We start from the raw sequence: 22327 nt of genomic DNA on the forward strand, positions 1-22327 counted from the left end.
GCGAGCATAAGGGAGCGGGCCGGCGGTCACCGGACCGAACGGCGCAAGCTAACATAAGTAGGGATCGCAGTTGGTCCAAAGAAGTCGACAGAACAGATCGATCGATCTATCATTAGGACTGATCACCTCCAATTCGACCAGGAATCCAGTGACAGAAGACCAATTGGACCGGATCGACAGGAACATCCTATCGGCTCTGGGCAGCAATGGCCGGCTTTCCATGTCGGAACTGGCGGCGAAAGTCGGCCTGTCGAAGACGCCGGTGCAGGCACGAGTCAAACGGCTGGAGAAGGACGGCTTCATCAGGGGCTACCAGGCGATCATCGACCGCGAGCGCATGGGCGAAGGCCATGTCGCCTTCGTCCAGGTGAAACTGTCTGACACCCGCTCGGCCGCGCTCGACGCCTTCAACCGCGCCGTGCAGGCGGTGCCGGAGATCGAGCAGTGCCACATGATGGCATCGAGCTTCGACTATCTGCTGAAGGTCCGCACCACCGACATCGCCGCCTATCGCCGCGTGCTCGGCGAGCGCATCTCCGCCCTGCCGCACGTAGCCCAGACCTCGACGTTTGTCGCGATGGAGACGGTGAAGGACCGGTAGGAAACGCCGGCGGGACAGCGCCCCCCTCTGTCCTGCCGGACATCTCCCCCTCCAGGGGGGAGATCGGTTGTCACTGCCGCTTTCGCCAATCTCTAAACGTCGCAGGAGTGAACGGCGCACCGAAGCTGCCAATCTCCCCCCTCGTGGGGGAGATGTCCGGCAGGACAGAGGGGGGCGCGAAGGATCGCTACCCCGCCACCCTCACTCCGCTAGCGTCTTCAAAAACGCCACCAGCGCCGCCCGCTCACGATCCGAAAGCTGCAGGGGGTGGACCTCGGACACGCCTTCGACACTTGCCGGCGCCTTCGAATAATGCGCCACCACTTCGTCCAGCGAGGAAAACTGCCCGGCATGCATGTAGGGCGGCCGGGCGGCCGCACCACGCAGCGACGGCGTCTTATACGCGCGAACGAGTTCCGGCCCGGCCTTGACCATGAAACGCAACTCGCGGCAGGCGGCGGCATCGCCGTCGCGAAAGGCGCCGAAACAGTTGAACGGATCGGCCTCGACCTGCGCCACCGCGTCGACGCGGCCGCGATCCGGCGGCAGGCCCGCGACCGGCGGCACGCCGGTGTTGTGGAAGCTGCCGTCGGTAAAACGCGGGCCGTTGTGGCAGGTCACGCAATTGGCCTTGCCGATGAACAATTTCAGGCCGAGGATTTCCTCCGACGAAAAGGCGGCGTCGCCTTTCGGCTTGGCGCCGGCCACCAAATCAATGGCAAAGCGGTCGAAGCGCGTCTGCGGCGGCGCGATCGAGCGCTCGAAGGCGGCGATCGCCTTGCCGATATTGGCAAAGACGCGATTGACCTCCTCGGCTTGCGCCCCCGGCATGGCGTTCCAGGCCGCCCTCTCGGCATCGGTGCCGAGCGGGCTGGCATTGGCCGGCACGCCCGAAAGGTCCGGCAGCGGCCCGAAGATGCGCTCGTAGCGCTCGCCGAAGCGGGCCTTGATGTAATGCGCGAAGGCGGCGCGGTTGCCGGCCTGCTCCAGCGGATTTTCGAGCGGTGTCAGCGCTTGCGCCCACAGGCTGTCGCGCCGCCCGTCCCAGAAGAACCAGGGATCATGCGCGACGCCGGCCAGCGGCATGGTCCGCCGGTTGGTGCGGCCGACGCCGACCGCTTGCGGCAGGTCGTCCTGGAATTGGCGGTCGATCTTGTGGCAGGTCGAGCAGGATACCGTGCCGCCGCCGCTCATCCCGGTGTCGAAGAACAGCGTCGAGCCGAGTGCCGCGGCGGCCGGCACGTCGGCAAAGCGATTGGTGGTATCGGGCTTCAGCGGCGGCAGCCTCGACAGCGCCAATGAGGCGATGGTCTGCTTCTCGGCGTCGGAAAACTCCGGTCTGCCGCAGCCGGCGAGCACCGCCACCATCACCAACGCGAGAAGACTGGAAAACCGGCTCATCTATGGCTCACAGCACCACGTTGAAGACGACAGTGTCCGAGCCGGCCGCGGCGGAGATGGCAAAATGCAATTGCCACCACCCGCTCATCGTGAATTTCACGCCGTCGATGCGATAGCGTCCCTCGCCGAGGTAATCGGTCGCCTGCGGGCTGGTCGGCAGACCGTGCTTGTGCTGCGGCATGCCGCCGGAAATCGTTATCGCAGCACCTTCCACCGGCGCACCCTCGACGGTTTTGAGCGTGAGCAGCCAGGATTCCAGTTCGCCCTGCCGGATGACGCCTTTCTCGGGCTCGAAAGTCGCCACGAACAGCTTGTTCGCCGTCGTCTTGGAACGGCCTACATCCGAGCTTGGTTGCGGCGCACGCGGCGCCGTCAGATAGACGATTGCCAGCACGCCGGCGAGCAAGGCAGCCAGGCCGAGGCCTCCAAGAAGATAACGCCATAACGATGCCAAACCCATTCCTGTTCTGCGGATAACGTTTCGCTGGGCAGATCGCGTCCCACGCCCCTGTGGGAAATCGCGCCCAGTGCAAGAATCCGCCGTTGCCAAGCATGGCGCTGCCGGTTGCAAAAAGCTACAGCACCGCAATTGCAGGATGGAGGAGTGCTTCATGGCAGGAAACGGCATCGCCTCGATCGGCGAGTGCATGCTCGAGCTTTCGGGCCAGGCCGGGCCGAACTGGCGCATGGGCTTTGCCGGCGACACGTTCAACACTTTATGGGCGCTGCATGCCTTGAGCGGCGACCGGCCGGCGACCTATGTGTCGGCCTTCGGCGACGACCCGTTCTCACGCGACCAGATCAAGTTCCTGGCCGAGAACGGCATCGGCATCGGCGCCAGCCCGGTGATAGCGGGCGCCCGCCCCGGCCTCTACGCGATCACGCTGACCGGCGCCGAACGTTCTTTCACCTATTGGCGGGCCGATGCGGCCGCAAGGCAGTTGGCTTCGGACCCAGCCGCTTTGCAGAAAAGCCTTGAAAACCAGGCGCTTGTCTATTTTTCCGGAATCACTTTGGCAATCCTCGACGACGACGCACGCACGGTGCTGCTGACGGCCGTGGCCAAGGCGCGCGCGGCCGGCTCGCTGATCGCCTTCGATCCCAACTACCGGCCGCGGCTATGGCGCCAAAGCGAGGAAGCGCAGGCCGCGATCCTCGAGGCGCTCGCCGTCGCCGACATCGCGCTCCCGACCTTTCCCGACGAGCAGATGCTGTTTGGTGATACGACACCGCAGAAAACAGCTGAACGGCTGCGAAAGCTGGTCGGCGAAGTCGTCGTCAAGAACGGCGAGGAACCGGCGCTGATCGCGCAAAACGGAACCTTGCAATCGGTGCCGGCGGTACACGTCGCCACCCCGGTCGACACCACCGGCGCCGGCGACTCCTTCAACGGCGCCTATCTCGCCGCTCGCCTTGCCAGCCATGCCCCGGCAGAGGCGGTGCTGCGCGCCCATCGCGTCGCCGCCGCCGTCGTGCAGGTGCGCGGCGCCCTGGCGCCGTTCGAGACGCTCAAGGCTGCGTTCGAGGCAACTGCTATCTGACCTTGATGACGACCTTGCCCTTGGCGCGTCCTGTTTCGACATAGGCCAGAGCGTCATTGGTCGCTTCGAATGGAAAGACCCGATCCACAACCGGGCGGATCGCGCCGGCTTCGATGAGAGCGGTGATTTTGCTCAGCTGATCGCCCTGCGCCCACATGAAAAGGAACGAAAACTGCACGCCACGGCGCTTGGCTTTGGCACGAATTCCGCGACTCAGGAAGCGCAGCACCAGCCTCAGCATCAAGTTCAGTCCCTTTTCCCTGGCAAATTCGGGATCCGGTGGACCGGAGATGGAGATGAGCTTGCCACCCGGTTTCAGCACGCTCAGGGATTCTTCCAGTGTCTTGGCGTCCTGGCTGTTCAAGACGACATCGTAGCCCGACAGAACTTTCTCGAAGTCGTCTTTCCTGTAGTCGACGACGACATCGGCGCCGAGACTTTTGACCAGATCGGCACTCGCCGCGCTCGCGGTTGTCGCAACGGTCGCGCCGAGGTGCTTGGCTAACTGAATAGCAAATGTCCCGACGCCGCCGGAACCAGCCTGAATGAAGACCTTCTGTCCCTTCTTCAGGTTTGCCCGTTCGATGAGCGTCTGCCAGGCGGTGAGACCGACCAGGGGAATCGACGCCGCCTCTTCCATACTGAGATTCTCGGGCTTCAAGGCTACGTCGGCCTCATTCACGGCAATGAATTCGGCGAATGTCCCAATCCGGCCATCGCGCGGCCGCGCATAGACCTCGTCGCCGGCCTTGAACTTGCTGACTTTCGATCCCACGCGGATAACCTTCCCAGCCACGTCGTGGCCCAGGATGAAGGGCCGGCGGTAGGGCAGGATGAGCTTGAATTCTCCGGTTTTGACCTTGGAATCGAGCAGGTTCACCCCTGCGGCATGGACCTCGACCAAGACATCGCTGTCCTGGAGCTCCGGCTCCGGCATTTCGGCCAGCCGCAGGGTGCCCTTTTTATTATACTTATCGACAACGAATGCCTTCATGGCAGTTACTTTCTAAGAATGTCTGTTGCTGTTCGGGACGAAACAAGCCGAACGTTTTCAGCTGCATGGCCGCCCTGCGGCAAGGCCTCAGCCTCGAGGAAGGACAGGGCTTTCGGGACAAAATCGGCGTAGTTCTGAAATACCCCGCCATGCCCGGCATCCGGATAGATGACCAGATGCGCCCCAGGGATACGCCCGGCGAGATCGTAGGTATTGCTGCTCGGCACCATCCTGTCCTGGTCGCCATTCGCAACCAAAGTGGGAATGCGGATGGTGCTCAGGTCTTGAGGCGCCTGGAGTCCATAGGCCTTGATCGCCTTGAGTTGCGCGCCGAACGCGCTCAGCGATACCGCTTTGTCCCGGTTATTCCGGCGCTCTTTCAACCGTTGCAGAAATGCGTTTGCGGCGCGGCGCCCATTCGGCGTTCTTGTGAAGAAGAGATAGTACTTCGGATCCCGAAAAGTCAGCGCGCCCTTGATCATGTCCACGATCGTCAGCGGCGTCACCTTGTCGATGCCTTGCCCACCGGCCGGCCCCGTGCCAGCCAGGATGAGTTTGCGCACAAGCTTGGGCTCGGTCAGCACAATCTCTTGCGCCACGAAGCCGCCGAGTGAAAAGCCGAAGAGATCGACTTCTTCGAACCCCAGCGCCCGGACAAAGGCGATTGCATCCCGCGCCATGCCGGAAATGGTCGACGGAGTTTTGCCACCCGAAGCACCGATGCCGCGATTGTCGAAGGCAATTACCCGCCGGGTCGCAGCGAGGCCATCGACGATGCGCGGATCAAAATTGTCCAGCTGAGCAGCCAGATGGTTGAGCAGGATCACCGGCACGCCCGCCCTGGGCCCGAGTTCCCTGTAAGCAAAGGCTGTGCCGCCGACATCGATCGAGAGCGTTGGCGCGTCCTGGAACAATGCCGGTGAACCGGGTAGATGATTGAATCTATGTATCATGCTTGGCGCCTCCGTTTCGTAGGGCCTGGCCAAACGTGTTGTGGTTGCTAGTCGCATGCGCGTGAAATCCTCTGGCTCACCGTTGTTCAGACCGGCAGTCGGAACTGCTTGCGCAGGCTCTTGTCGAAAATCCCCGCGGGGGCAAAGCGGCGCAGCAGGCTGACCTGGCGCGCTGCCTTGCCAGCGGTATAGCGCCGCCGCGGACGGGCATCGGTCGCTGCCTTGACAACCACATCCGCCACCACTTCCGGCCGATCGGCCTTGGGCATCACATCGCCCAGCAGCGCCTTGAACCCGGCTCGAGCCCGATCGTATTCCTTCAACAGCGAATCCGGCTCGATGCCGTTCTGGTCGAAGACGGTGCGCACGAATGCCGGCTCGATGACGGAAACGCGGACGTTGAAGGCGCGCACCTCGTGGTCGAGCGATTCCGAATAGCCTTCGAGCGCGTGCTTGACCGCCGAGTAATGAGCTGAGTATGGCGCGGGTACCAGTCCCAGAATCGAGCCGATATTGATGATGCGCCCTTCGCCGCGCCGCCGCATCGACGGCAACACCGCATTGGTCATCCGCATGACGCCGAACAGATTGACGTCGAACAGGGCTTGTACCTGTGCGACCGAGGATTCCTCGGCGCCGCCTAGCAGACCGACACCGGCATTGTTGACCAGGAGATCGATCCGGCCGGTCTGCGCGAGCACGTTGGCAACGAGCGCATTGACGGCCGCATCATCGGTCACGTCGCATGCCAGCATGGTCACTCCGCCCGGACCATTACTGGTCTTGCGGCGACTTGTCCCGAAGACAGTGAAACCCGCCCGCGCCAAGGCCTCGGCGCTGGCGCGGCCGATGCCCGAGGAGGCTCCGGTCACGATTGCGGTCTTTTCAGAATTCCCATTCATTTTGATGTTCCAGGTTCGAGACGTCTAGCTTATTTCCGCGAATTGAATTATGATCGTAATATCAGATTATGAGCATAATGCAATAACAGGACAGGAAAGAAAGACCATGCGCTACGAAAAGGGCCGAAAAGACGCGTCACGCAGCCGGATCATGGAGGTCGCCGCCGAACGTTTTCGATCTGACGGCATCGCGGCGTCCGGGCTGGCAACCATCATGAGCGACGCCGGGCTGACGAACGGCGCCTTCTATCCGCACTTCCAGTCGAAGGCGGAGCTCGTCCGTGAAAGCGTGGCGGCGGCCTTGGACGCGCAGTCGCATGAAGTGCAGGAAGCATTGGCCGCCGGCGGTCCGGAAATGGCCATAGAGACGTATCTATCGGCCGAGCACCGGGACAATCCTGGAAAGGGTTGCGCTTCGGCCGCGTTGTTGCCGGAAATCGCGCGGCAGCCGCCTGAAACGCGAGCCCTCTATGCCGAGCGCGCTCAATCCCTGGTGCGCCAGATAGCTGAAGCTCTGCCGCAGACGAACGATCCCGAGGGCGCTGCGTTGGGCATGTTTGCAACGCTCATCGGCGCGCTTCAACTCGCGCGCGCCGTGGAAGGAACGGAATTATCGGATCGTATCCTAGCGGCGGGAGCAGCTGCCGCAAAGGCGCTGATCCGGCCGGTTCAAGACGAGGTGGCCTCCTGATGGCAGCCCGGATTATTCGGCCGGCTCGAATCTGCCTTGCACCAAGACTGTCTCCACCGGCCCAAGCGGATTGATGATCCGGCTAACCAGGACTTCGATAAGTTTGCGTCCAACACCCGCCATATCCACGGAATGAACTCCGATCTTTGCCGGCAGGAAGCGTGCCAGCCGTGTGCTGTCACGGGTGACGATGTGGACGTCGCGGCCTGGTGTAAGACCCCGCTTGCCGAGAGCGTGCAACGCTCCCAGAAGGCCCAGTTCGTTGGCGCACGCCAAGCCCGTTGGCGGATCTGATGACGCCAGCAAGCGATCGAACCAGCCTGCGCTCGATTCCATGGTGAACATGCCATGACCGATCAACGATGGGTCGATCGGAATGCCAGCCTCGGCCATTGCCCTTCCATACCCGGAAAGACGCGTGGCACTCGCCTGGTCCTCCGGAACGAGAAGTTGCAGCGCAATACGTCGACAGCCCTTATCCATGAGCCGCCGGGTCGCCTCGTAGGCAATCTGTTCATTGTCGACATCGACGTAAGGATACGCGATATCCAGGTCGGTTCTTCCAAACGCGACGAACGGCATGCGTTTATCCAGCAGCAGCTTGACGCGCGGATCAGCCGACACCAGGCGCGTGATGACCAGGCCGTCTGCGCTGTGCGCCTGAAGCTGCCGCTGCACACTCTCAACGGGATCGTCGTCGGGAGTGGTGGAATAGATGGACAGACTATAACCGGCTTGCCGCGCCGCCAGCGTCATGCCTTCGATTAAAGGAAGCTTTAATAGATCGGACAGATGGTCTCGTGTTTCCATCGGGAGTACGGCCGTCAGCGTCTGCGTTCGACCGGTTTTGAGCGCGCGACCATGATGATTTGGTAAATAGCCGACCCGCTTAGCCGCCTCCTTGACGCGGGCTATGGTCGAGGGCTGCACCTCCGGCCCATCCTTCAGAGCGCGGGATACGGTGGTCACCGACAGGGAAAGTTCAGCGGCGATCTGCTTTAGATTGGCCATTGTTCGCCCGACTTCATTTGCGAAAGCGCCGGCTGATTTGCTGACCGCCATAACGTTACCGAATTCGACATCCCGGTCAATCCAAACTCCCGCAGCAAGGAGCTTGACTCCGGCGTATTCAGATGCAATCGTAACGTTACGATTACAAAATAATGGCTCTTTCAAGCGATATTCCATAAAAGTTGGGGAGGAGAACCTATGTCCTGGCTACGCATTTCCTTAACAGCATTCGCAATTTCGGCTGCCCTGCCCGTGCATGCGCAGACGGTCACCATCACCACCGCAGGCGGCGACTATGGCAACGCCATGAAGGAAGCCATGTGGGGCCCTGCTGCAAAAGAGCTTGGCTATGATGTCCGCGAGGAGACCCTAAGCGACGGCCTGGCCGCCCTGAAGATGCAGGTCACCTCGGGTGCGGTCACGACCGACGTCATTCACCTGGGTTCGCCGGAAGGTGCCCAGGCGGCCGCACAATCGCTGCTGGAGCCGCTCGACTACAAGATCATCGATCCGAAATCCGTGCCGGACGGCGCGAAGTCCGACTACTGCTATCCGTTCGACTCCTATGGCACCGTCATGTCGTGGAACACCAAGACCTATGGCGAGAACCCGCCGAAGACGTGGGCGGAATTCTGGGATGTTGCCAAATTTTCTGGCCGTCGCGCGTTGCGCGCCAATGCGCAAGACTCGATCGAGATCGCGCTTCTCTCCGATGGCGTGGCACCGGCGGACGTCTATTCCGTGCTCAGCACCCCGGAAGGGCTAGAGCGCGCCATCAAGCGGCTTGAAGCGATCAAACCAGATGTCGCCGTGTGGTGGACCTCGGGCGCCCAGTCCGCGCAGTTGCTGAAAGACGGTGAGGCGGATTTGGTCATTACCTGGAACGGACGCGCCCAAACCGTGAAAGCCGATGGCGGCGCGGCTGACTACACGTTCAAGGGTTCGGTCATCGGCACGGACTGTCTTGGGGTGCCGAAGGGAGCGCCGAACAAGGAAGCCGCGATGAAGCTCATCGCAGCGATGACGCAGCCCGCGCGGGTTGCCAAGCTGACCGATTTCATTGCCTACGGCCCAGTCAATCCTGCGGCATATGAGGGTGGCCTTATTCCCGAGGACCGTCTGAAGACCCTTGCGACCGCGCCTGAAAATGCTGGCACTTCGGTGTTTTCCAATTCAGAATGGTGGGTCAAGAATGGCGAGGCTGCCCAAAGAGCCTTCGATGAAATGATGGCTCGCTGACTCTCAGCTCTGACGCATGTCGCGCAAAAATGTGCAGCGCGCGACAACGACATGCATGAAAACAAGAACCTAAAGCGCGTCGCGTGAAGCCGGTCGAACGCGACGCGCTTCAAGGCTGGAGCACATGATGAAGTCGCTCGCGATCACCATCGAAAGCGTGCACAAGGCTTATGGGTCCTACGTCGCACTGGATGATGTTTCGCTCGACATTCAGGCTGGCGAATTCCTCACGCTGCTAGGGCCATCGGGATCGGGCAAGACCACGTTACTCATGGCTCTGGCCGGTTTTGTCCGGCCGGATTCCGGTAAACTTTTCTTGGGCGATCGAGACATCACCCGCCTGCCGCCCAACAAACGAGACATCGGCATAGTATTCCAGAATTACGCCTTGTTTCCCCACATGAATGTCCTGGCGAACGTCGCGTATCCGTTGGTGCTGCGCAAGGTACCGAGAGCGGAGGCGCGTCAGCGGGCGCTTGATACCTTGGCCCGCGTGAAGCTGGATGGTCTGGCGGAGCGCAATATTGCCGCACTATCCGGCGGCCAACGTCAACGGGTGGCATTGGCGCGGGCTATCGTCTTCGAACCGCGCGTGATGTTGATGGACGAGCCGCTGTCGGCGCTCGACAAGAACCTGCGCGAGACCATGCAGTATGAGATCCGGCGTCTGCATGATCATCTACGGATCACCACGATCTATGTAACCCACGACCAGCGCGAAGCGCTGATTATGTCTGACCGGATTGCGGTGATGAACTCTGGCCGCATCCAGCAGATAGATACGCCGCAGCGGATTTATGATCGTCCATCGACCCGCTTCGTCGCGGAGTTCATGGGCGAGGCCAACATTGTGGCCCCGGGCTCGGCGCGCAGAATCGACGGCGCCGAAGCATCACGCGAAACCCTGATGATCCGCGCCGAAAGCTTCCATCTTGATGCGAAGCTCGTCGGGGGAGACGGAGTGGCTCTCGAAGGAATACTGCGCGCCAAAGCGTTCCGCGGCGAGAACTGGCTTTTGACGCTGGCGCTTGACGGCGGGCAAGAGGTTCTTGTCTGCATTCCGGCAGCGCTGGCCGGCGGCTGCGCCGAGCTTGCCGCCGGTCAGCGGATGACCGCATATGCACCAGCAGCGAAGGTTCACGCGATACCGGGAGCGATGGCGTGACCGTCGTCCGGGACCCGGCGCTCGCGGCGGATGCGCGGCGCGAGCGGCGGTTTTTTCTTTCACTTTCGCTCCCGGCGCTGTTCATCGTTGGACTGGCGGCGATACTGCCCATCCTTTGGATCATCCGGCAATCCTTCCTGACCACCGGGGGTGAGTACACCGTCGGCAACTACCAGAAGGTCCTTTCGAGCGGACTGACGTGGTCGGCGCTCGTCACGACCCTCGAACTGTCCTTGGGTACGCTGGCGGGCTGCATACTCCTCGGTACTCCTCTGGCGCTGGCGCTGGCCAGCGTCAGACCAAGGTTGGCCAACGTGCTCATGGCGTTCGTCATGCTGCCGCTGTGGACCTCTATTCTGGTGCGTACCTATGGTTGGCTCGTGCTCTTGCGGCGCGACGGCCTGATCAACGCGGCTTTGACCGGTTCAGGGCTGACGGCGGAGCCATTGCCGCTGGTCTACAACTTCACGGGAACGCTCATCGGCATGGTGCACTACATGCTGCCACTTTTTCTGCTGCCTGTTTATGCTGCGATGCGCGATATCGACCCAAATCTCATTCGCGCGGCTGCGAGCATGGGAGCCACTCTCAGGCAGGTCATCCGCACAGTCATTATGCCGCTTTCGGCGGGCGGCATCTTCTCGGGTTCGATCATCGTCCTCATCTACGCCATAGGTTTTTTCATCACGCCGGCGGTGCTTGGCGGCGGCAAGGTAAATCCGCTCTCTACCCGGATCGAGCGTACACTATCGACCTTTCAGGACTGGGGGTCGGCAAGCGTCCTGGGCATTCTGCTCCTCGTTCTTATGGCGCTGATCGGTGTGATGTTGCTGGCGGCACGCCGTCTGGTGGCCCAGAACACCGTGGAAGCCTCCCATGCTTGAAGCCTATCCGCAAAACAGGCTCGCCCGCATTTTGCTCTGGAGCTTTGCCGCTCTTGTCATGGCATTTCTGATGCTGCCGACGCTCGTGGTGGTGCCGCTTTCCTTTTCGGCGTCGAATCTCCTCGAGTTTCCGCCGCACGCCTACTCGTTGCGCTGGTACGAGAACTTCTTCGGCTCGGCAACGTGGATGGCCGCTCTCAGAACGAGTTTGATCCTTGGGACGTTGACGGCGTCGATCGCGGTGCCTTTCGCGCTGCTCGCCTGCATTTCAATGAATCGGCTGGGCGGAAAGACCGCTGCGGCCATCCAGAGCGTCCTGCTGACCCCCTCGATCACCCCAGGTATCCTGCTTGCGATCGGTCTCTTCTTTGTGTTGGCCGCACAACATCTGATCGGAACGCTATTCGGTGTGCTGGTCGGACATGTGGTGCTGGCCGTTCCGGTCGCCTGCATCGTGTTGCTACCCGCTCTCGCCCGCTTTGACTGGAACCAGGTTCAGGCGGCGCGCAGCCTCGGTGCAAACTGGGCCAAGTCCATTGGCGGAATCATCGTTCCGCAACTTCGGATCAGCTTGCTGTCGGCGACATTGATGGCGTTCCTGACTTCGCTCGACGAGTCTGTGATTTCGATCTTCATCGCAAGTGGTCGCAACAGCACGATGCCGAAGCTTATGTTCCTGTCGCTGCGCGATCAGATCGATCCGACCATTGCGGCGATCTCGACATTGTGGACCGCCATCGTCGTGGCCGTGGTCCTGATTGTGACCCTTCGCCAAAAATCCTGACCGAGACTGGAAACATGCCCACCAATTACCATGCAGCCGACGATCTGACGGATCATTCGACGGACATCCCTCAGGTAGGGTTGGCCATCATCACCGGGTCGGCAAACTGGGGGCTTGCCTTCCCGGAAGATGTCGAATTCGATGGTGTGCGCACCTTGCGGCGCGACATGAGTTTTGAAACACCTTTCGGTCGCACCGACAACTGGAAGCTGCTCGAGTTCGATGCGTCGATCACAGCGGAAGGGAGAGCAAAACGCGCGCTGTGCATGTATTCGCACGGCAATCCCCGCGACCGTATCGACCATTCCTGCCATCGCCGCGCGTTCTGGGTATTGATGCGGGCGGGTGTACGGCAAGTTCTCGCCTGCTCGACTGTAGGCGCCGTCAACAAGGCGATCCAGCCGGGCGACATGGTGGTGACCGCCGACATCATCGAACTGACGCAGACCCCGTTTTCACTGCTTCCTGACCGTCAGAGCTTTGACTGTTCGGGCAAGCAAATCGTGTGTCCAAGATGTGCGGCGGTTCTGGTCGAAACGGCCCGCCGTCATTGGCCAGCCGAATGCCGCGTTTATGGCATCGAACAGCAGTTGGTGGCTGCCCATTGTTATGGGCCCCGGCTGACAACGCCTGCCGAAGCCTTGGCATATCGGGGCATGGGGGCGGATGTACTCAACCATTCCATCGCCCCTGAGGCGACCTTGTCGCGCGAGATCGGCGCGTGTTTCGTGCCTTGCGCGTTCGTGACGGCGGGCTTCAACGACTATATGGATCGCAATCGCCAGAAATTGCTGCAGGAGGACGTGTTGCCCAGTCTCTCCATGACAGCCTCGCGGGTCGCGCTGGAGACCGCCGCGCGACTTCCCGCTGATCCAGAATGCTCCTGTCACGGCTTGAAGTCGCCTCAGCCGAAAGAACGCTCCAGCCGGTTCTGAGACGACCTTGGTGCGCCGGATAGCTGAAGCTCTGCCGCCGACCAAGAATCCCGAGGGCGCTGCATTGGGCGTGTTTGCGACGTTCGAAACGCTGAGGGCGGCGTTTGAGGATTAGGATCAAAACTCAATCAGACTGGCTGCCGCCAATGGCCCGGATGGGCGGAATTTGCCGTTTGAATTAGTCGGCGGGAATGAGCACAGAGCGCCATTTGCTGACAATCATGGCGCTTCACCATTGCGGTCGTTCTCGCTACGACCTGATGCGGACCCGAAGCGGATGGTCGTTTGATCCGGTTAAACTCAACGCGCCACCCTACCACGTGCGCCATCTCGAGACGTTCGCGAAAACCTCCACGTCGGTCGCGACTCGACCATGGAGCGGAAGTACAGGCGAAGTACTGTTTCGTTCGAGATGGCATGGTTCAATCTCCAGCATCCTCCTCCTGCCATACTGGCCGGAGCGAGTGCCAGCCGCGAGCGAGTGGCCTTTGAGCGTAGCTCAGAGCGTCTTGCTCATCATCAGGATCGGAACCGGAGCGCCGCCACGGTCATCGACGAATTTCTCGGCGGGTTGGTAGCCGCAGGCTCGATAGAGCGGCTCTCCTGCCATCGTGGCTGCCAGATCGGCACGGCGGAAGCCCTCAGCCTTAGCGGCACGTTCACACAGTGAAAGGATAAGGCGGCCGACGCCTCGCCGGACAAAGTCCGGATGCGTATACATGGCTCTGATACGCGCCGCGTCCGTGGCTGGATCAAGCAGTGCCGCGTTGCGTCCCGGTGACTGATCACCACCATACATGGTCGTGCGCCGGCTCCAGCCACCGCACCCTGCCAGGACGCCGTCGTGCTCCACGACGAAATAGGTGCCATCATCGACAAGCTGCGTGTCCAGCCCCATGATTGCGCGGCTGGATCGGATCTGGTCATCGTCGAGAAACGGTTTCTGGAGTTCGGAGATCGCTGCATCCATGAGCGCAATCATGAAGGCGAGGTCCTCGCGTCGCGCTATCCGGTGCCGAAAATCTTCACTGGCCATGTTCAAGCACACCATGAGGCGAAACAAACGCACGATATGGCGAATTTCGTTCCGTCAGAAGACCAAAATATTCGCTGCTGCGGCAGCCTTGGGACGCCTGTCGACAGCAGGCCGAAGGTATAACCAATGACAGTCATTCTGGCAGCCCCGCCATGCGATAACCTTCCACGATATGCCGGCGCACGTCTTCGGCTGGGAATGGCTGCGAATCCGACCAGTGCCGGATAGTGAAGTGCGGATTGCTTATCATGAACATTTTCGCCTCCCAGCGCGCTTCCTCCAAACGGCCAAGTTGCGCAAGGCTTGCTGCAAGCAGGCGTCGTGAAGTCGTGCGATAGGTTTCGGGCCTGCGCAGCGTTTGGATCGCGGATTCGTAGTCGCCCATGGCATATTGGGCCTGGCCCAACATCCAGTAATACCAACCGGGCGGGTGAGGGTTGAGTCGCAGTGCCCTGCGGACCTGCTCTATGGCTTCGGCAGGTCGGCCCTTTTCCGTCGTCAACTCGGCCTGCATTGCCCAAGCGTCGGCGTGGTTGGGGTCCAACTCGTGGGCAGCATCGAATTCGGCATCCGATTCCACCCAGCGACTCTCATGTCCAAGTATGACGCCCAATACCCATCTGTTCCCGGCGTCGTTCGGGTCGAGTTCGACCGCCAGCTGTGCTTCGGCGAGCGCTCTTGCGCGGTTGGGGTCCATCGGTTCGTCCCAGAACTCCCAGCCCAGCCAGAGGTTGAGTGCCAGCCAACGGTGCGCCTCCGCGTATTCCGGGTCGAGCGCGATTGCCCGGTCTAGCAGCAAAATGGCCTCTTTCGCGGTGAGCGCCGTTTGCAGGCCAAGGACCCGGGCACGCACACAGAGATCATAGGCCTCCAGGTTGCTCGGTCTGTTGCGCGCCGGCGCGGTGGTCAGGCGGCCAACCAGAGCCTCGACAATCTTGCCGGTCACCTCGTCCTGAACGGCGAAGATATCCTCTAGGCTCCGGTCGAATCTTTCGGCCCAAAGGTGGTCACCCGCGATCGCGTCGATCAGTTGGGCGTTGATACGCACCCGTCCAGCGGCCCGCCGTGCACTACCTTCAAGAAGATGGCGAACTCCCAGTTCTCGCGCGATGCGACGCACATCCACGTGCCTGCCTTTGTATGCAAATGCCGAGTTGCTGGCGATGACGAACAACTCGCTTGTCCTCGACAGATCCGTGATCAAGTCTTCGGTGAGGCCATCGACAAATGCCTCCTGCTCCGGATCATTGCTCATGTTCGTAAAGGGGAGGACGGCAATGGAGGGCTTGGCGGGGAGCTGCAGAGGCGCTTTCTCCGCGAGCCCGCCATCGTCCGATGCGGTCGACAGCCGGATCCGGTAGACAGACACTGGTTCGGTGACGTTCTTGATCGCTTGCGGACCAAGTTCGTCGAAGCCGCAATCGAGCTTCCGCTTGACTTGGTCGTAGACGCTGCCGGACACACAGACATCTCCTGCCCCGGCCATTGCCTGGAGCCGCACTGCGACAATGACGCCGTCGCCGAACAGATCGCCGTCCTCGACAACGACATCGCCCAGATTGATGCCGATATGCAGGTAGATTCTCCGGTCGGCGATCACACCCTCGTTTGCGGCCGCCATCCGCTTCTGAAGGTCCACGGCGCATGACACGGCGTTCACCGCGCTTCCGAACTCGACCAGAACGCCATCACCCATCACTTTCACAATACGGCCATGACGGTCGCGGACGAGTGGTTCGAGGATTTCCTTCCTCCTCCTCCTTAAAGCGGCCAACGTTCCTTGCTCGTCCAGGTCCAGAAGTCGACTGTAGCCCACCACGTCGGCAGCCAATATGGCGGCAAGGCGGCGTTGGGCGCGTTCTTCGGCCATTTCGCGTTGCTTTCATTGAAAGCAGAAAAGCGAATTTTATGCCGCCCATTTCAAAAGTCTATCAGGTTGACTTCGAGGCTCGATCGCCAAGCAGCTACATAGGGTGATCGCGCCTGTCGATTGTCCCCACTGGGGCCACGACTTGCGCTTGGGGCTCGTCTTGGAGAAGGTCAGCAAGGGGTCAGTGCCGAGTGCCGCGAATGTCGGCTATCGCGCAGTGAAATGGGCTGACGAAGGGCAGCTCAGGGTCAGATCGCGTCATGCGACGCTCGCAACTGATCGACTGCAAGGGTCGGAACTCGGTCGTCTTAGAGTGATTTGGGTTTTGGCGGCTAGAGCGACCCGGCATGAGGTGGTCCGGACTGTGAACGAGGGTGTCGGCAGAGCGCGTCTCATAGGGGGCTACAAGCCAGTGCCCCGCCGCCGACAAACACCGGCGGGCGGGTGCCTCGGGGACACGATGGTAGATTGCCAATGCGTTCGCGGGTGTGGCCTTAAGTCGCAAACTATTGGCTTCAGAAGCAGGGCGTCGGGCTTCATTGACGGTGCTACCAACACCATATGGTCCGTAGCCCTCCCAAACGAGAGAAGCTCGCCCCGACGGGTCGCACTGCGGCCGTCAGCCGGCAATTGCTGTGAACTAGGAAACCATCATGCCTGAAAATATCAGACTAACTTCGAGAGACGTCCCTCTCATTCAGCTAGGCCTCTATCAGTGCCGCTTCCCGGTGAGCGAAGACCCGTCAGTACCCGGCGGCTATCGTTTTTGTGCTGGGCCAACTTCGCCGGATCGCGTCTACTGCGATCACCACCACCACATTGTGACCGCCGTGGACCCTCGTCGAGCCCGTTCGGGTCTCCACCTCGCTCAACGACGCGCCGCGTAAGTCTGGCTGGCGGCGGCCTCCCGGCCAGGCGCTATGCGCTCCAATGGCTACGACCTTTCCGTCGGCTCGGTCTGGCCCATCCTCCCTTATGCCGTCTTCGCCGATGTCTCCCCCTTCGCCCGATTGAGAACGACGACTTCTCGCCGAAGCGATCGCTTCGGAATGCCGTCGTAGCCCGACCCGAAGCTCAGTGAGCTTTTGTAGAGGTCGAGGGTCCAATCCAACGTCTGGACTCCACTGGAGTGCCTGCACTCGAGAGCGATTGGCTCTCCGGCAGCCGATAAGGATCCAAATTTAAGCGCCACTTGCCGCCATTCATCGTTTGGCCAGTGAACTGTCGCTTTCGATGCACAGCGGTCGTTCCTGGCAACGCGCGCCGTTCGCGCGCTGGCGAGCAGCGACCCTCGCCTTTCTTTGCACAGGGGTGTTCTATGGCTGCCCGAGAGGCTTCGCCTCCCCCGCCTCGCATTCCGACAATCGCACAGGTTTGGCGAGTTTCGCCAGCGCCTCGGGCTTGGCGCAAGCCGGAAAGCCGGCGAGCGGCATTGTTTCAATAAACCGGCTGCGCTCTTTAGTGCTCAAGCCCACTTCATTAATCATGCTCTCGACGGTCAGGTCCGGGTACTGCTTGAGAGTTTCCCTAACCGAAGCATTCGCCTCATCCATTCGACCCAGAGCCGCAAGGGAGCTGCTAAGCACCACCCACTTCCACTTGTCGTAGTTGTTAGGCGTCATGCGCTCCAGCATCTTCAACGCGTCCTCATATCGGCCGGCCATAAAATAGGCAGGGGCGAAGAAGTTGGACGTCCACATCGGGTAGTTCGGGTCGAGCCGCATTACTTGGTCGACCATCTGAGCGCCGCGTTCGGGTTCATTGAAGCGTGCCGCAAAGCCGGTATAGAATGTCAGGATTTCGGACGAACCGGGAGCTAGACGAAGGGCCGTGTCCAGCTCAGCCTTGGCGCGGGCGTTGTCGCCCTTCTGGCTGAGGCTCATACCAAACACGGCGTGTGCCTCAGCGTCACTTGGATCGAGCCGCACCGCGCGTTCGGCCACATCGGCAGCCGCCTTGATCTCGCTCTCGGGATTGATACCGAAGCCAGCCAATATACCATGAGCATGATAAAGTTCTACCCAGGCCCGGGCCAGCCCGGGGTCCAGCTCAACGGCGCGGTTGAGAAGCGCGATGGCCTCCTCCTCATCCGCTATGGTGATCTTTTCAATCTTCTCGGTCCCGAGCAGATAATAATCATAAGCATTCAGGTTTTCAGGTCGTTTACGTTTGGCCGCGGCCCGCCCGGCCGCCTGAATCAACCCTACGCCGCCGCCCAGACGGTTGGTGACTTGCTCTGCGATCTCGGTCTGGACGGCGAAAACGTCCTCAGCAGGCCGGTCCCAACGATCCGACCAAAGATGGTTGCCGGTTTGTGCATCGATCAACTGCGCGGTGACCCGCACCCGCCCATTTTGCCGCTGGATAGAGCCTTCTAGTACGAAGCCGACATGGAGCGCACTTGCTACCTGGCGGGCATCCACCGGCTTGCCTTTGTAAACTTCCGTCGAATTCCGGGCCACGACCTCAAGTTCGGGAAACCGCGCGAGGTCGGTTATGATATCCTCAGTCAAGCCATCGGCCAAACGCCCGGTGGCCTCGTCGCCGCCATAATTATTGAAGGGCAGCACCGCGACCGATGGCTTGGCCCCCAGCGGCGCGGGCTGAAAGAACCACCAGGTCCCTCCACCCGCCAGAGCCAGCACGACGATGGCCGCTGCAGTCGTCCTGGTCCAGCGCGGCATCGCCTTGCGTAAGGTCCAACGCACCCGCTTGCCATCGAGCCTCAGTCGGTACATCCGCACGGGGCGGCTGATGTTCTTGACCTGCTGCCCGCCGGCGAAATCGAGGGGCAAATCAAGCTTGCCCTGCAGATGGTCAAAGGCCGTGCCCGATACGATCACGCCGCCCGGCTCAGCGAGTTGCTGCAACCGCGCGGCGACATTGACGCCGTCGCCATAGACATCGCCGTCAACCAGCGCAACGTCGCCCAGATTGACCCCGATGCGGAACACGATGCGCTCAGGCTCTGGCAGACCTTCATTGCGCGCGGCCGCCGCGCTTTGGATTTCCGCTGCGCAGGCGACTGCGTCGACCACGCTTTCGAAGGCGACAAGCGCGCCATCGCCCATCAACTTGACGACGCGGCCATGGTGCTGGGAGATGGCGGGGTCGAACACCTCGGAACGAACGGTTTTCAATCGCTCAATGGTTCCGGCCTCATCGGCCTCCATCGCCTTCGAGTAGCCAACCATATCGGCCGCCAGGATCGCCAGCAGCTTCCGATTGAGAGGGGGAACCGCCATATGCGCCTCTTTATGGCACAACCCTACACCCATGGAAGCGTCGGAGCCAGAACGCGCCGTTGGCCGCGCGGTGAATGACCGCTCGTCAGCCGTTCCTGACTTTCGACCGGGTGCGGATGAACGTCTTCAACGGGTCAACTTGCGTCGTCAGGGCTCTCGGCGTCAAAGGTCCGAGAGGGTTCGAAGTCGGTCGTTCAGAGTGATTGCGTTTTGACTCCAGAGCGCCGCGCGTCATTGGACGCGCAAAGGACGCTATAACACTTTGAATTTTGCATGATCCTTTCCGAACCGGAGGTCAGCGCAGCAAAACCATGCCGGTTTCCGGGGGTCATGCCCTAAGGCAGCCTGAACCGGTATTCGGTCACGTGATGATAGATCTGGCCCGGCCACAGCGTGGCTTGCGGGAAATACGGCCGGTTCGGCGCATCCGGCCAGATTTGCGGCTCCAGGCAGAAGCCTGAAAACGCCTTGTACTGGCGTCCGCCCAGTCCAGGCGAGGACGGTGCCAGATACTGGCCGGTATAGAGCTGGACGCCCGGCTCGGTCGTCCAGAGCTCCATCTCGACGCCGGAATTCGCGCCTTGCGCCCATGATGCCTGCTTCAGCGGCCCGCGCGTCGAAGCGAGGCAGAAATTCTGGTCGTAGGGGAGTTGCTCGCCCTCGGTCTCCATGCGCAGCGGCCGCGCCTGGCGAAAATCGAAGGGGGTGCCGTCGACCGGCTTGACCGTGCCTGTCGGGATCAGATCCGCGTCGACCGGCAGATAGGCGCCGGCATTCAGCATCAGCCGGTGGTCGAGAATGTCGCCGGTGCCGCCGTCATCCAGGTTGAAATAGGAATGCTGCGTGAGGTTGCAGAGCGTCGGCTCCTCGCAGGTGGCGGTCAGTTCGACGCTGAGCGTGCCGGGGATCTTGAGCCGGTAGGTGCAGGTCACGTCGAGCGCGCCGGGAAAGCCCATCATGCCGTCGGGGTCGTGCAGGGTCAGCGTGACAAAATCCCTGCCATGCAGCGAAACCGCCCAGGCACGGCGCGAAAAACCTTGCGAACCGCCATGCAGCGTGTGCTTTTCGAGGAAATTGCGCTCGGTCTGGTAGCGTTTGCCGGCAAGCGTGAAGCGGCCGTCGCGGATACGGTTGGCATAGCGCCCGACGACAGTGCCGAAGAAGGCGGTGTCCGTCTCATAGTGCTCGAAACGATCATAGCCGAGCACCAATGGCGCCTCGTGCCCGGCCAGGTGCAGATCCTGGATGATCGCACCCAGGCCGATGATGTTGGCGGTAAGGCCGCCGCCACGAATGGTGAAACGGCGGACTTCCTCGCCCGCCTGCGTCGTGCCGAAAACCTCGCCGTCCTTCATCGCCATGCCCGCAAGTTCATTGATCGATGCCAGCCTGGCCTTTTCCGAAGCGGCTCAGGGTCTTTTTCGGTATTGCCGCATGAGGCTTCTAGAGACCAAGTCCGCCGATGCAGACATATTTGGTGTCGAGATAGTCCTCGATGCCCTGATGGCCGCCTTCCTTGCCGAGGCCCGATTCCTTGACGCCGCCGAACGGCGCCTCAGGTGTGGTGATGAGCCCTTCATTGACGCCGACCATGCCGTATTTGAGTCCTTCCATGACCCGGAAGGCGCGGCCGAGATCGCCGGTGTAGAAGTAGCAGGCCAGGCCGAACTCGGTGTCGTTGGCGAGTGCCACGGCCTCTTCCTCGGTCTCGAACTTGAACACCGGCGCCACCGGGCCGAAGATTTCTTCCTTCATGAAGCGCATCTTCGGCGTCGCATTGGCGATCACCGTCGGCTGGAAGAACGAGCCGCCGAGCGCGTGGCGCTTGCCGCCGGCGACGACCTTGCCGCCCTTGGCGGTAGCGTCGGCAATCAGCTCCTCGACCTTCTCCACCGCCTTTTCGTCGATCAGCGGCCCCTGCTGGACGCCGTCTTCGAGGCCGGAACCGACCTTCAGTCCGTTGCTCGCAGCAGCCAATTTTTCGACGAACCGGTCGTAGATGCCGGCCTGCACCAGGAAGCGGTTGGTGCAGACGCAGGTCTGGCCGGAATTGCGGTACTTGGCGGTGATGGCGCCGGCGACGGCCCGCTCGATGTCGGCGTCGTCGAAGACGATGAACGGCGCATTGCCGCCGAGCTCCATCGACACTTTCTTGACGGTCACCGACGACTTCTGGATCAGGATCTTGCCGACCTCGGTCGAGCCGGTGAAGGTGATCTTCTTGACCAGCGGGTTGGCACAGATCTCGTCGCCGATCTCACCGGCAGCGCCGGTCAGGATATTGATTACGCCTTTGGGGAAGCCGACTTCCTCGGCAAGCGCGCCCCAGGCAAGGCCGGAATAAGGCGTCTGCGACGCCGGCTTGACCACGGCGGTACAGCCGGCGGCAAGCGCCGGGCCAAGCTTGCGGGCCAGCATCGAGGATGGGAAATTCCACGGCGTGATGGCGGCGACGACGCCGACCGGTTCCTTGGTCACCAGGATACGGCGGTCAGCCCAGGGCGACGGCACGACGTCGCCATAGGTGCGGCGGCCTTCCTCGGCGAACCACAATATGTAGGACGCGGCCGAGCCGATCTCGCCCTTCGATTCGAACAGCGACTTGCCCTGCTCGATGGTTAGTAGTTCGGCCAGCACGTCCTGATTGTCCATCATCGCGTCGTGCAGCTTGCGCAACAGCTTCGAGCGTTCGAGCGCGGTGGTCTTGCGCCATGTCTTGAAGGCAGCGTCGGCGGCCTCGATGGCGCGGCGGGTCTCGGCCTTGCCCGACTTCGGCACGGTGCCGATCTTGAGGCCGGTGGCAGGATTGTTGACGTCGACCGTCTGGCCTGAATCGGCCTGCACCCATTCGCCATTGATGAGATTGGCCTGCCGCATGAAATGGCTGGTTTTCTGAAGCATGATCTCGCCTCCGTTCGGCACCTGGCGGGCCGGTCGCTGATTTCGTGAATGGACGTGCGCGATAGCATCGCTAGAGCCACTGCTCTTAGCCCAGGGCAAGCCCCGCAAGCAATCACAAGATGGCATATAGGGTTTGGGCCAGCCAAAGCGAGAGCGATGCAGCCGGGTTCTTAT

General features: G+C 61.4%; 19 protein-coding genes. 8 read left to right on the forward strand and 11 right to left on the reverse strand.

What is annotated here, in order from left to right; genetic code table 11:
* Positions 1 to 148 precede the first annotated feature (148 nt).
* Entirely contained in the window at positions 149 to 601 is a 453-nt protein-coding gene (locus NKJ91_RS04155; protein ID WP_023676441.1) for an Lrp/AsnC family transcriptional regulator, read from the forward strand.
* A 201-nt stretch (positions 602 to 802) separates the two neighbouring features.
* Here NKJ91_RS04155 and NKJ91_RS04160 read toward each other — a convergent pair whose 3' ends face one another.
* Together NKJ91_RS04160 and NKJ91_RS04165 are read right to left on the reverse strand one after the other, a co-directional pair.
* Positions 803 to 2002 carry a cytochrome-c peroxidase gene (locus NKJ91_RS04160; RefSeq protein WP_352454564.1) on the reverse strand — a complete coding sequence of 400 codons (1200 nt, stop codon included), beginning with the start codon at positions 2000 to 2002 and terminating at the stop codon, positions 803 to 805.
* A 7-nt stretch (positions 2003 to 2009) separates the two neighbouring features.
* The gene (locus NKJ91_RS04165; RefSeq protein ID WP_023676443.1) at positions 2010 to 2456 is read right to left on the reverse strand and encodes a FixH family protein; all 447 of its coding nucleotides are present in this window, start codon (positions 2454 to 2456) and stop codon (positions 2010 to 2012) included.
* Positions 2457 to 2613: 157 nt separating this feature from the next.
* Here NKJ91_RS04165 and NKJ91_RS04170 point away from each other — a divergent pair, with 157 nt between their 5' ends.
* The gene (locus NKJ91_RS04170) at positions 2614 to 3543 is read left to right on the forward strand and encodes a sugar kinase (RefSeq protein WP_023676444.1); all 930 of its coding nucleotides are present in this window, start codon (positions 2614 to 2616) and stop codon (positions 3541 to 3543) included.
* Here the strand turns inward: NKJ91_RS04170 and NKJ91_RS04175 are convergent.
* The 3 genes from NKJ91_RS04175 to NKJ91_RS04185 form a co-directional block, all read right to left on the reverse strand.
* The gene (locus NKJ91_RS04175; RefSeq protein ID WP_352454565.1) at positions 3536 to 4537 is read right to left on the reverse strand and encodes an NADP-dependent oxidoreductase; all 1002 of its coding nucleotides are present in this window, start codon (positions 4535 to 4537) and stop codon (positions 3536 to 3538) included. The genes NKJ91_RS04170 and NKJ91_RS04175 overlap by 8 nt on opposite strands.
* A gap of 5 nt (positions 4538 to 4542) precedes the next feature.
* The gene (locus NKJ91_RS04180) at positions 4543 to 5490 is read right to left on the reverse strand and encodes an alpha/beta fold hydrolase (protein ID WP_352454566.1); all 948 of its coding nucleotides are present in this window, start codon (positions 5488 to 5490) and stop codon (positions 4543 to 4545) included.
* An 86-nt stretch (positions 5491 to 5576) separates the two neighbouring features.
* Positions 5577 to 6392 (reverse strand): oxidoreductase, encoded by an 816-nt coding sequence (locus tag NKJ91_RS04185; protein ID WP_352454567.1) that lies wholly within the window; start codon positions 6390 to 6392, stop codon positions 5577 to 5579.
* A 106-nt stretch (positions 6393 to 6498) separates the two neighbouring features.
* Between NKJ91_RS04185 and NKJ91_RS04190 the strand changes: the two genes are divergently transcribed.
* Entirely contained in the window at positions 6499 to 7083 is a 585-nt protein-coding gene (locus NKJ91_RS04190) for a TetR/AcrR family transcriptional regulator (protein WP_352451959.1), read from the forward strand.
* 12 nt (positions 7084 to 7095) lie between these two features.
* Here NKJ91_RS04190 and NKJ91_RS04195 read toward each other — a convergent pair whose 3' ends face one another.
* Complete coding sequence (locus NKJ91_RS04195; RefSeq protein WP_352454568.1) at positions 7096 to 8259, reverse strand: LacI family DNA-binding transcriptional regulator; 1164 nt, start codon at positions 8257 to 8259, stop codon at positions 7096 to 7098.
* A 33-nt stretch (positions 8260 to 8292) separates the two neighbouring features.
* On the opposite strand from NKJ91_RS04195, the gene NKJ91_RS04200 reads away from it, so the two are divergent.
* The 5 genes from NKJ91_RS04200 (at position 8293) to NKJ91_RS04220 (ending at position 13101) form a co-directional block, all read left to right on the forward strand.
* Positions 8293 to 9333, forward strand: coding sequence for an ABC transporter substrate-binding protein (locus NKJ91_RS04200; protein ID WP_352454569.1), 1041 nt, complete (start codon positions 8293 to 8295; stop codon positions 9331 to 9333).
* Between the two features lie 127 nt (positions 9334 to 9460).
* A complete protein-coding gene (locus tag NKJ91_RS04205; RefSeq protein ID WP_352454570.1) occupies positions 9461 to 10498 on the forward strand; it encodes an ABC transporter ATP-binding protein in 1038 nt (345 codons plus the stop codon).
* Positions 10495 to 11382, forward strand: coding sequence for an ABC transporter permease (locus tag NKJ91_RS04210; protein WP_352454571.1), 888 nt, complete (start codon positions 10495 to 10497; stop codon positions 11380 to 11382). Before NKJ91_RS04205 ends, NKJ91_RS04210 begins: the two co-directional genes overlap by 4 nt.
* Complete coding sequence (locus NKJ91_RS04215; RefSeq protein ID WP_352454572.1) at positions 11375 to 12166, forward strand: ABC transporter permease; 792 nt, start codon at positions 11375 to 11377, stop codon at positions 12164 to 12166. Before NKJ91_RS04210 ends, NKJ91_RS04215 begins: the two co-directional genes overlap by 8 nt.
* A 14-nt stretch (positions 12167 to 12180) precedes the next feature.
* Positions 12181 to 13101 carry a phosphorylase family protein gene (locus tag NKJ91_RS04220; protein WP_023676454.1) on the forward strand — a complete coding sequence of 307 codons (921 nt, stop codon included), beginning with the start codon at positions 12181 to 12183 and terminating at the stop codon, positions 13099 to 13101.
* Positions 13102 to 13600: 499 nt separating this feature from the next.
* On the opposite strand, the gene NKJ91_RS04225 is transcribed toward NKJ91_RS04220, so the two are convergent.
* The 5 genes from NKJ91_RS04225 to NKJ91_RS04250 form a co-directional block, all read right to left on the reverse strand.
* Positions 13601 to 14083: a GNAT family N-acetyltransferase gene (locus NKJ91_RS04225; protein WP_352454573.1), complete on the reverse strand. Its 483-nt coding sequence runs from the start codon at positions 14081 to 14083 to the stop codon at positions 13601 to 13603.
* Between the two features lie 187 nt (positions 14084 to 14270).
* On the reverse strand, positions 14271 to 16007 hold the full coding sequence (locus NKJ91_RS04230; protein ID WP_352454574.1) for an adenylate/guanylate cyclase domain-containing protein: 1737 nt from the start codon (positions 16005 to 16007) through the stop codon (positions 14271 to 14273).
* Positions 16008 to 17323: 1316 nt separating this feature from the next.
* The gene (locus NKJ91_RS04240; RefSeq protein WP_352454575.1) at positions 17324 to 19252 is read right to left on the reverse strand and encodes an adenylate/guanylate cyclase domain-containing protein; all 1929 of its coding nucleotides are present in this window, start codon (positions 19250 to 19252) and stop codon (positions 17324 to 17326) included.
* A gap of 335 nt (positions 19253 to 19587) precedes the next feature.
* The gene (locus NKJ91_RS04245; RefSeq protein WP_023676458.1) at positions 19588 to 20613 is read right to left on the reverse strand and encodes an aldose epimerase family protein; all 1026 of its coding nucleotides are present in this window, start codon (positions 20611 to 20613) and stop codon (positions 19588 to 19590) included.
* Between the two features lie 82 nt (positions 20614 to 20695).
* On the reverse strand, positions 20696 to 22153 hold the full coding sequence (locus NKJ91_RS04250; RefSeq protein ID WP_352454576.1) for an NAD-dependent succinate-semialdehyde dehydrogenase: 1458 nt from the start codon (positions 22151 to 22153) through the stop codon (positions 20696 to 20698).
* Positions 22154 to 22327: the final 174 nt, after the last annotated feature.

This window comes from Mesorhizobium sp. M0040 (assembly GCF_040323505.1).
Lineage (GTDB): Bacteria > Pseudomonadota > Alphaproteobacteria > Rhizobiales > Rhizobiaceae > Mesorhizobium.

Bases quoted from the DNA above. Each gene is read 5' to 3' on its own strand.
- NKJ91_RS04160 (WP_352454564.1), bottom strand. From the start codon at position 2,002: ATGAGCCGGTTTTCCAGTCTTCTCGCGTTGGTGATGGTGGCGGTGCTC.
- NKJ91_RS04170 (WP_023676444.1), top strand. From the start codon at position 2,614: ATGGCAGGAAACGGCATCGCCTCGATCGGCGAGTGCATGCTCGAGCTT.
- NKJ91_RS04175 (WP_352454565.1), bottom strand. From the start codon at position 4,537: ATGAAGGCATTCGTTGTCGATAAGTATAATAAAAAGGGCACCCTGCGG.
- NKJ91_RS04180 (WP_352454566.1), bottom strand. From the start codon at position 5,490: ATGATACATAGATTCAATCATCTACCCGGTTCACCGGCATTGTTCCAG.
- NKJ91_RS04185 (WP_352454567.1), bottom strand. From the start codon at position 6,392: ATGAATGGGAATTCTGAAAAGACCGCAATCGTGACCGGAGCCTCCTCG.
- NKJ91_RS04190 (WP_352451959.1), top strand. From the start codon at position 6,499: ATGCGCTACGAAAAGGGCCGAAAAGACGCGTCACGCAGCCGGATCATG.
- NKJ91_RS04200 (WP_352454569.1), top strand. From the start codon at position 8,293: ATGTCCTGGCTACGCATTTCCTTAACAGCATTCGCAATTTCGGCTGCC.
- NKJ91_RS04205 (WP_352454570.1), top strand. From the start codon at position 9,461: ATGAAGTCGCTCGCGATCACCATCGAAAGCGTGCACAAGGCTTATGGG.
- NKJ91_RS04215 (WP_352454572.1), top strand. From the start codon at position 11,375: ATGCTTGAAGCCTATCCGCAAAACAGGCTCGCCCGCATTTTGCTCTGG.
- NKJ91_RS04220 (WP_023676454.1), top strand. From the start codon at position 12,181: ATGCCCACCAATTACCATGCAGCCGACGATCTGACGGATCATTCGACG.
- NKJ91_RS04225 (WP_352454573.1), bottom strand. From the start codon at position 14,083: ATGATTGCGCTCATGGATGCAGCGATCTCCGAACTCCAGAAACCGTTT.
- NKJ91_RS04230 (WP_352454574.1), bottom strand. From the start codon at position 16,007: ATGGCCGAAGAACGCGCCCAACGCCGCCTTGCCGCCATATTGGCTGCC.
- NKJ91_RS04240 (WP_352454575.1), bottom strand. From the start codon at position 19,252: ATGGCGGTTCCCCCTCTCAATCGGAAGCTGCTGGCGATCCTGGCGGCC.
- NKJ91_RS04245 (WP_023676458.1), bottom strand. From the start codon at position 20,613: ATGGCGATGAAGGACGGCGAGGTTTTCGGCACGACGCAGGCGGGCGAG.
- NKJ91_RS04250 (WP_352454576.1), bottom strand. From the start codon at position 22,153: ATGCTTCAGAAAACCAGCCATTTCATGCGGCAGGCCAATCTCATCAAT.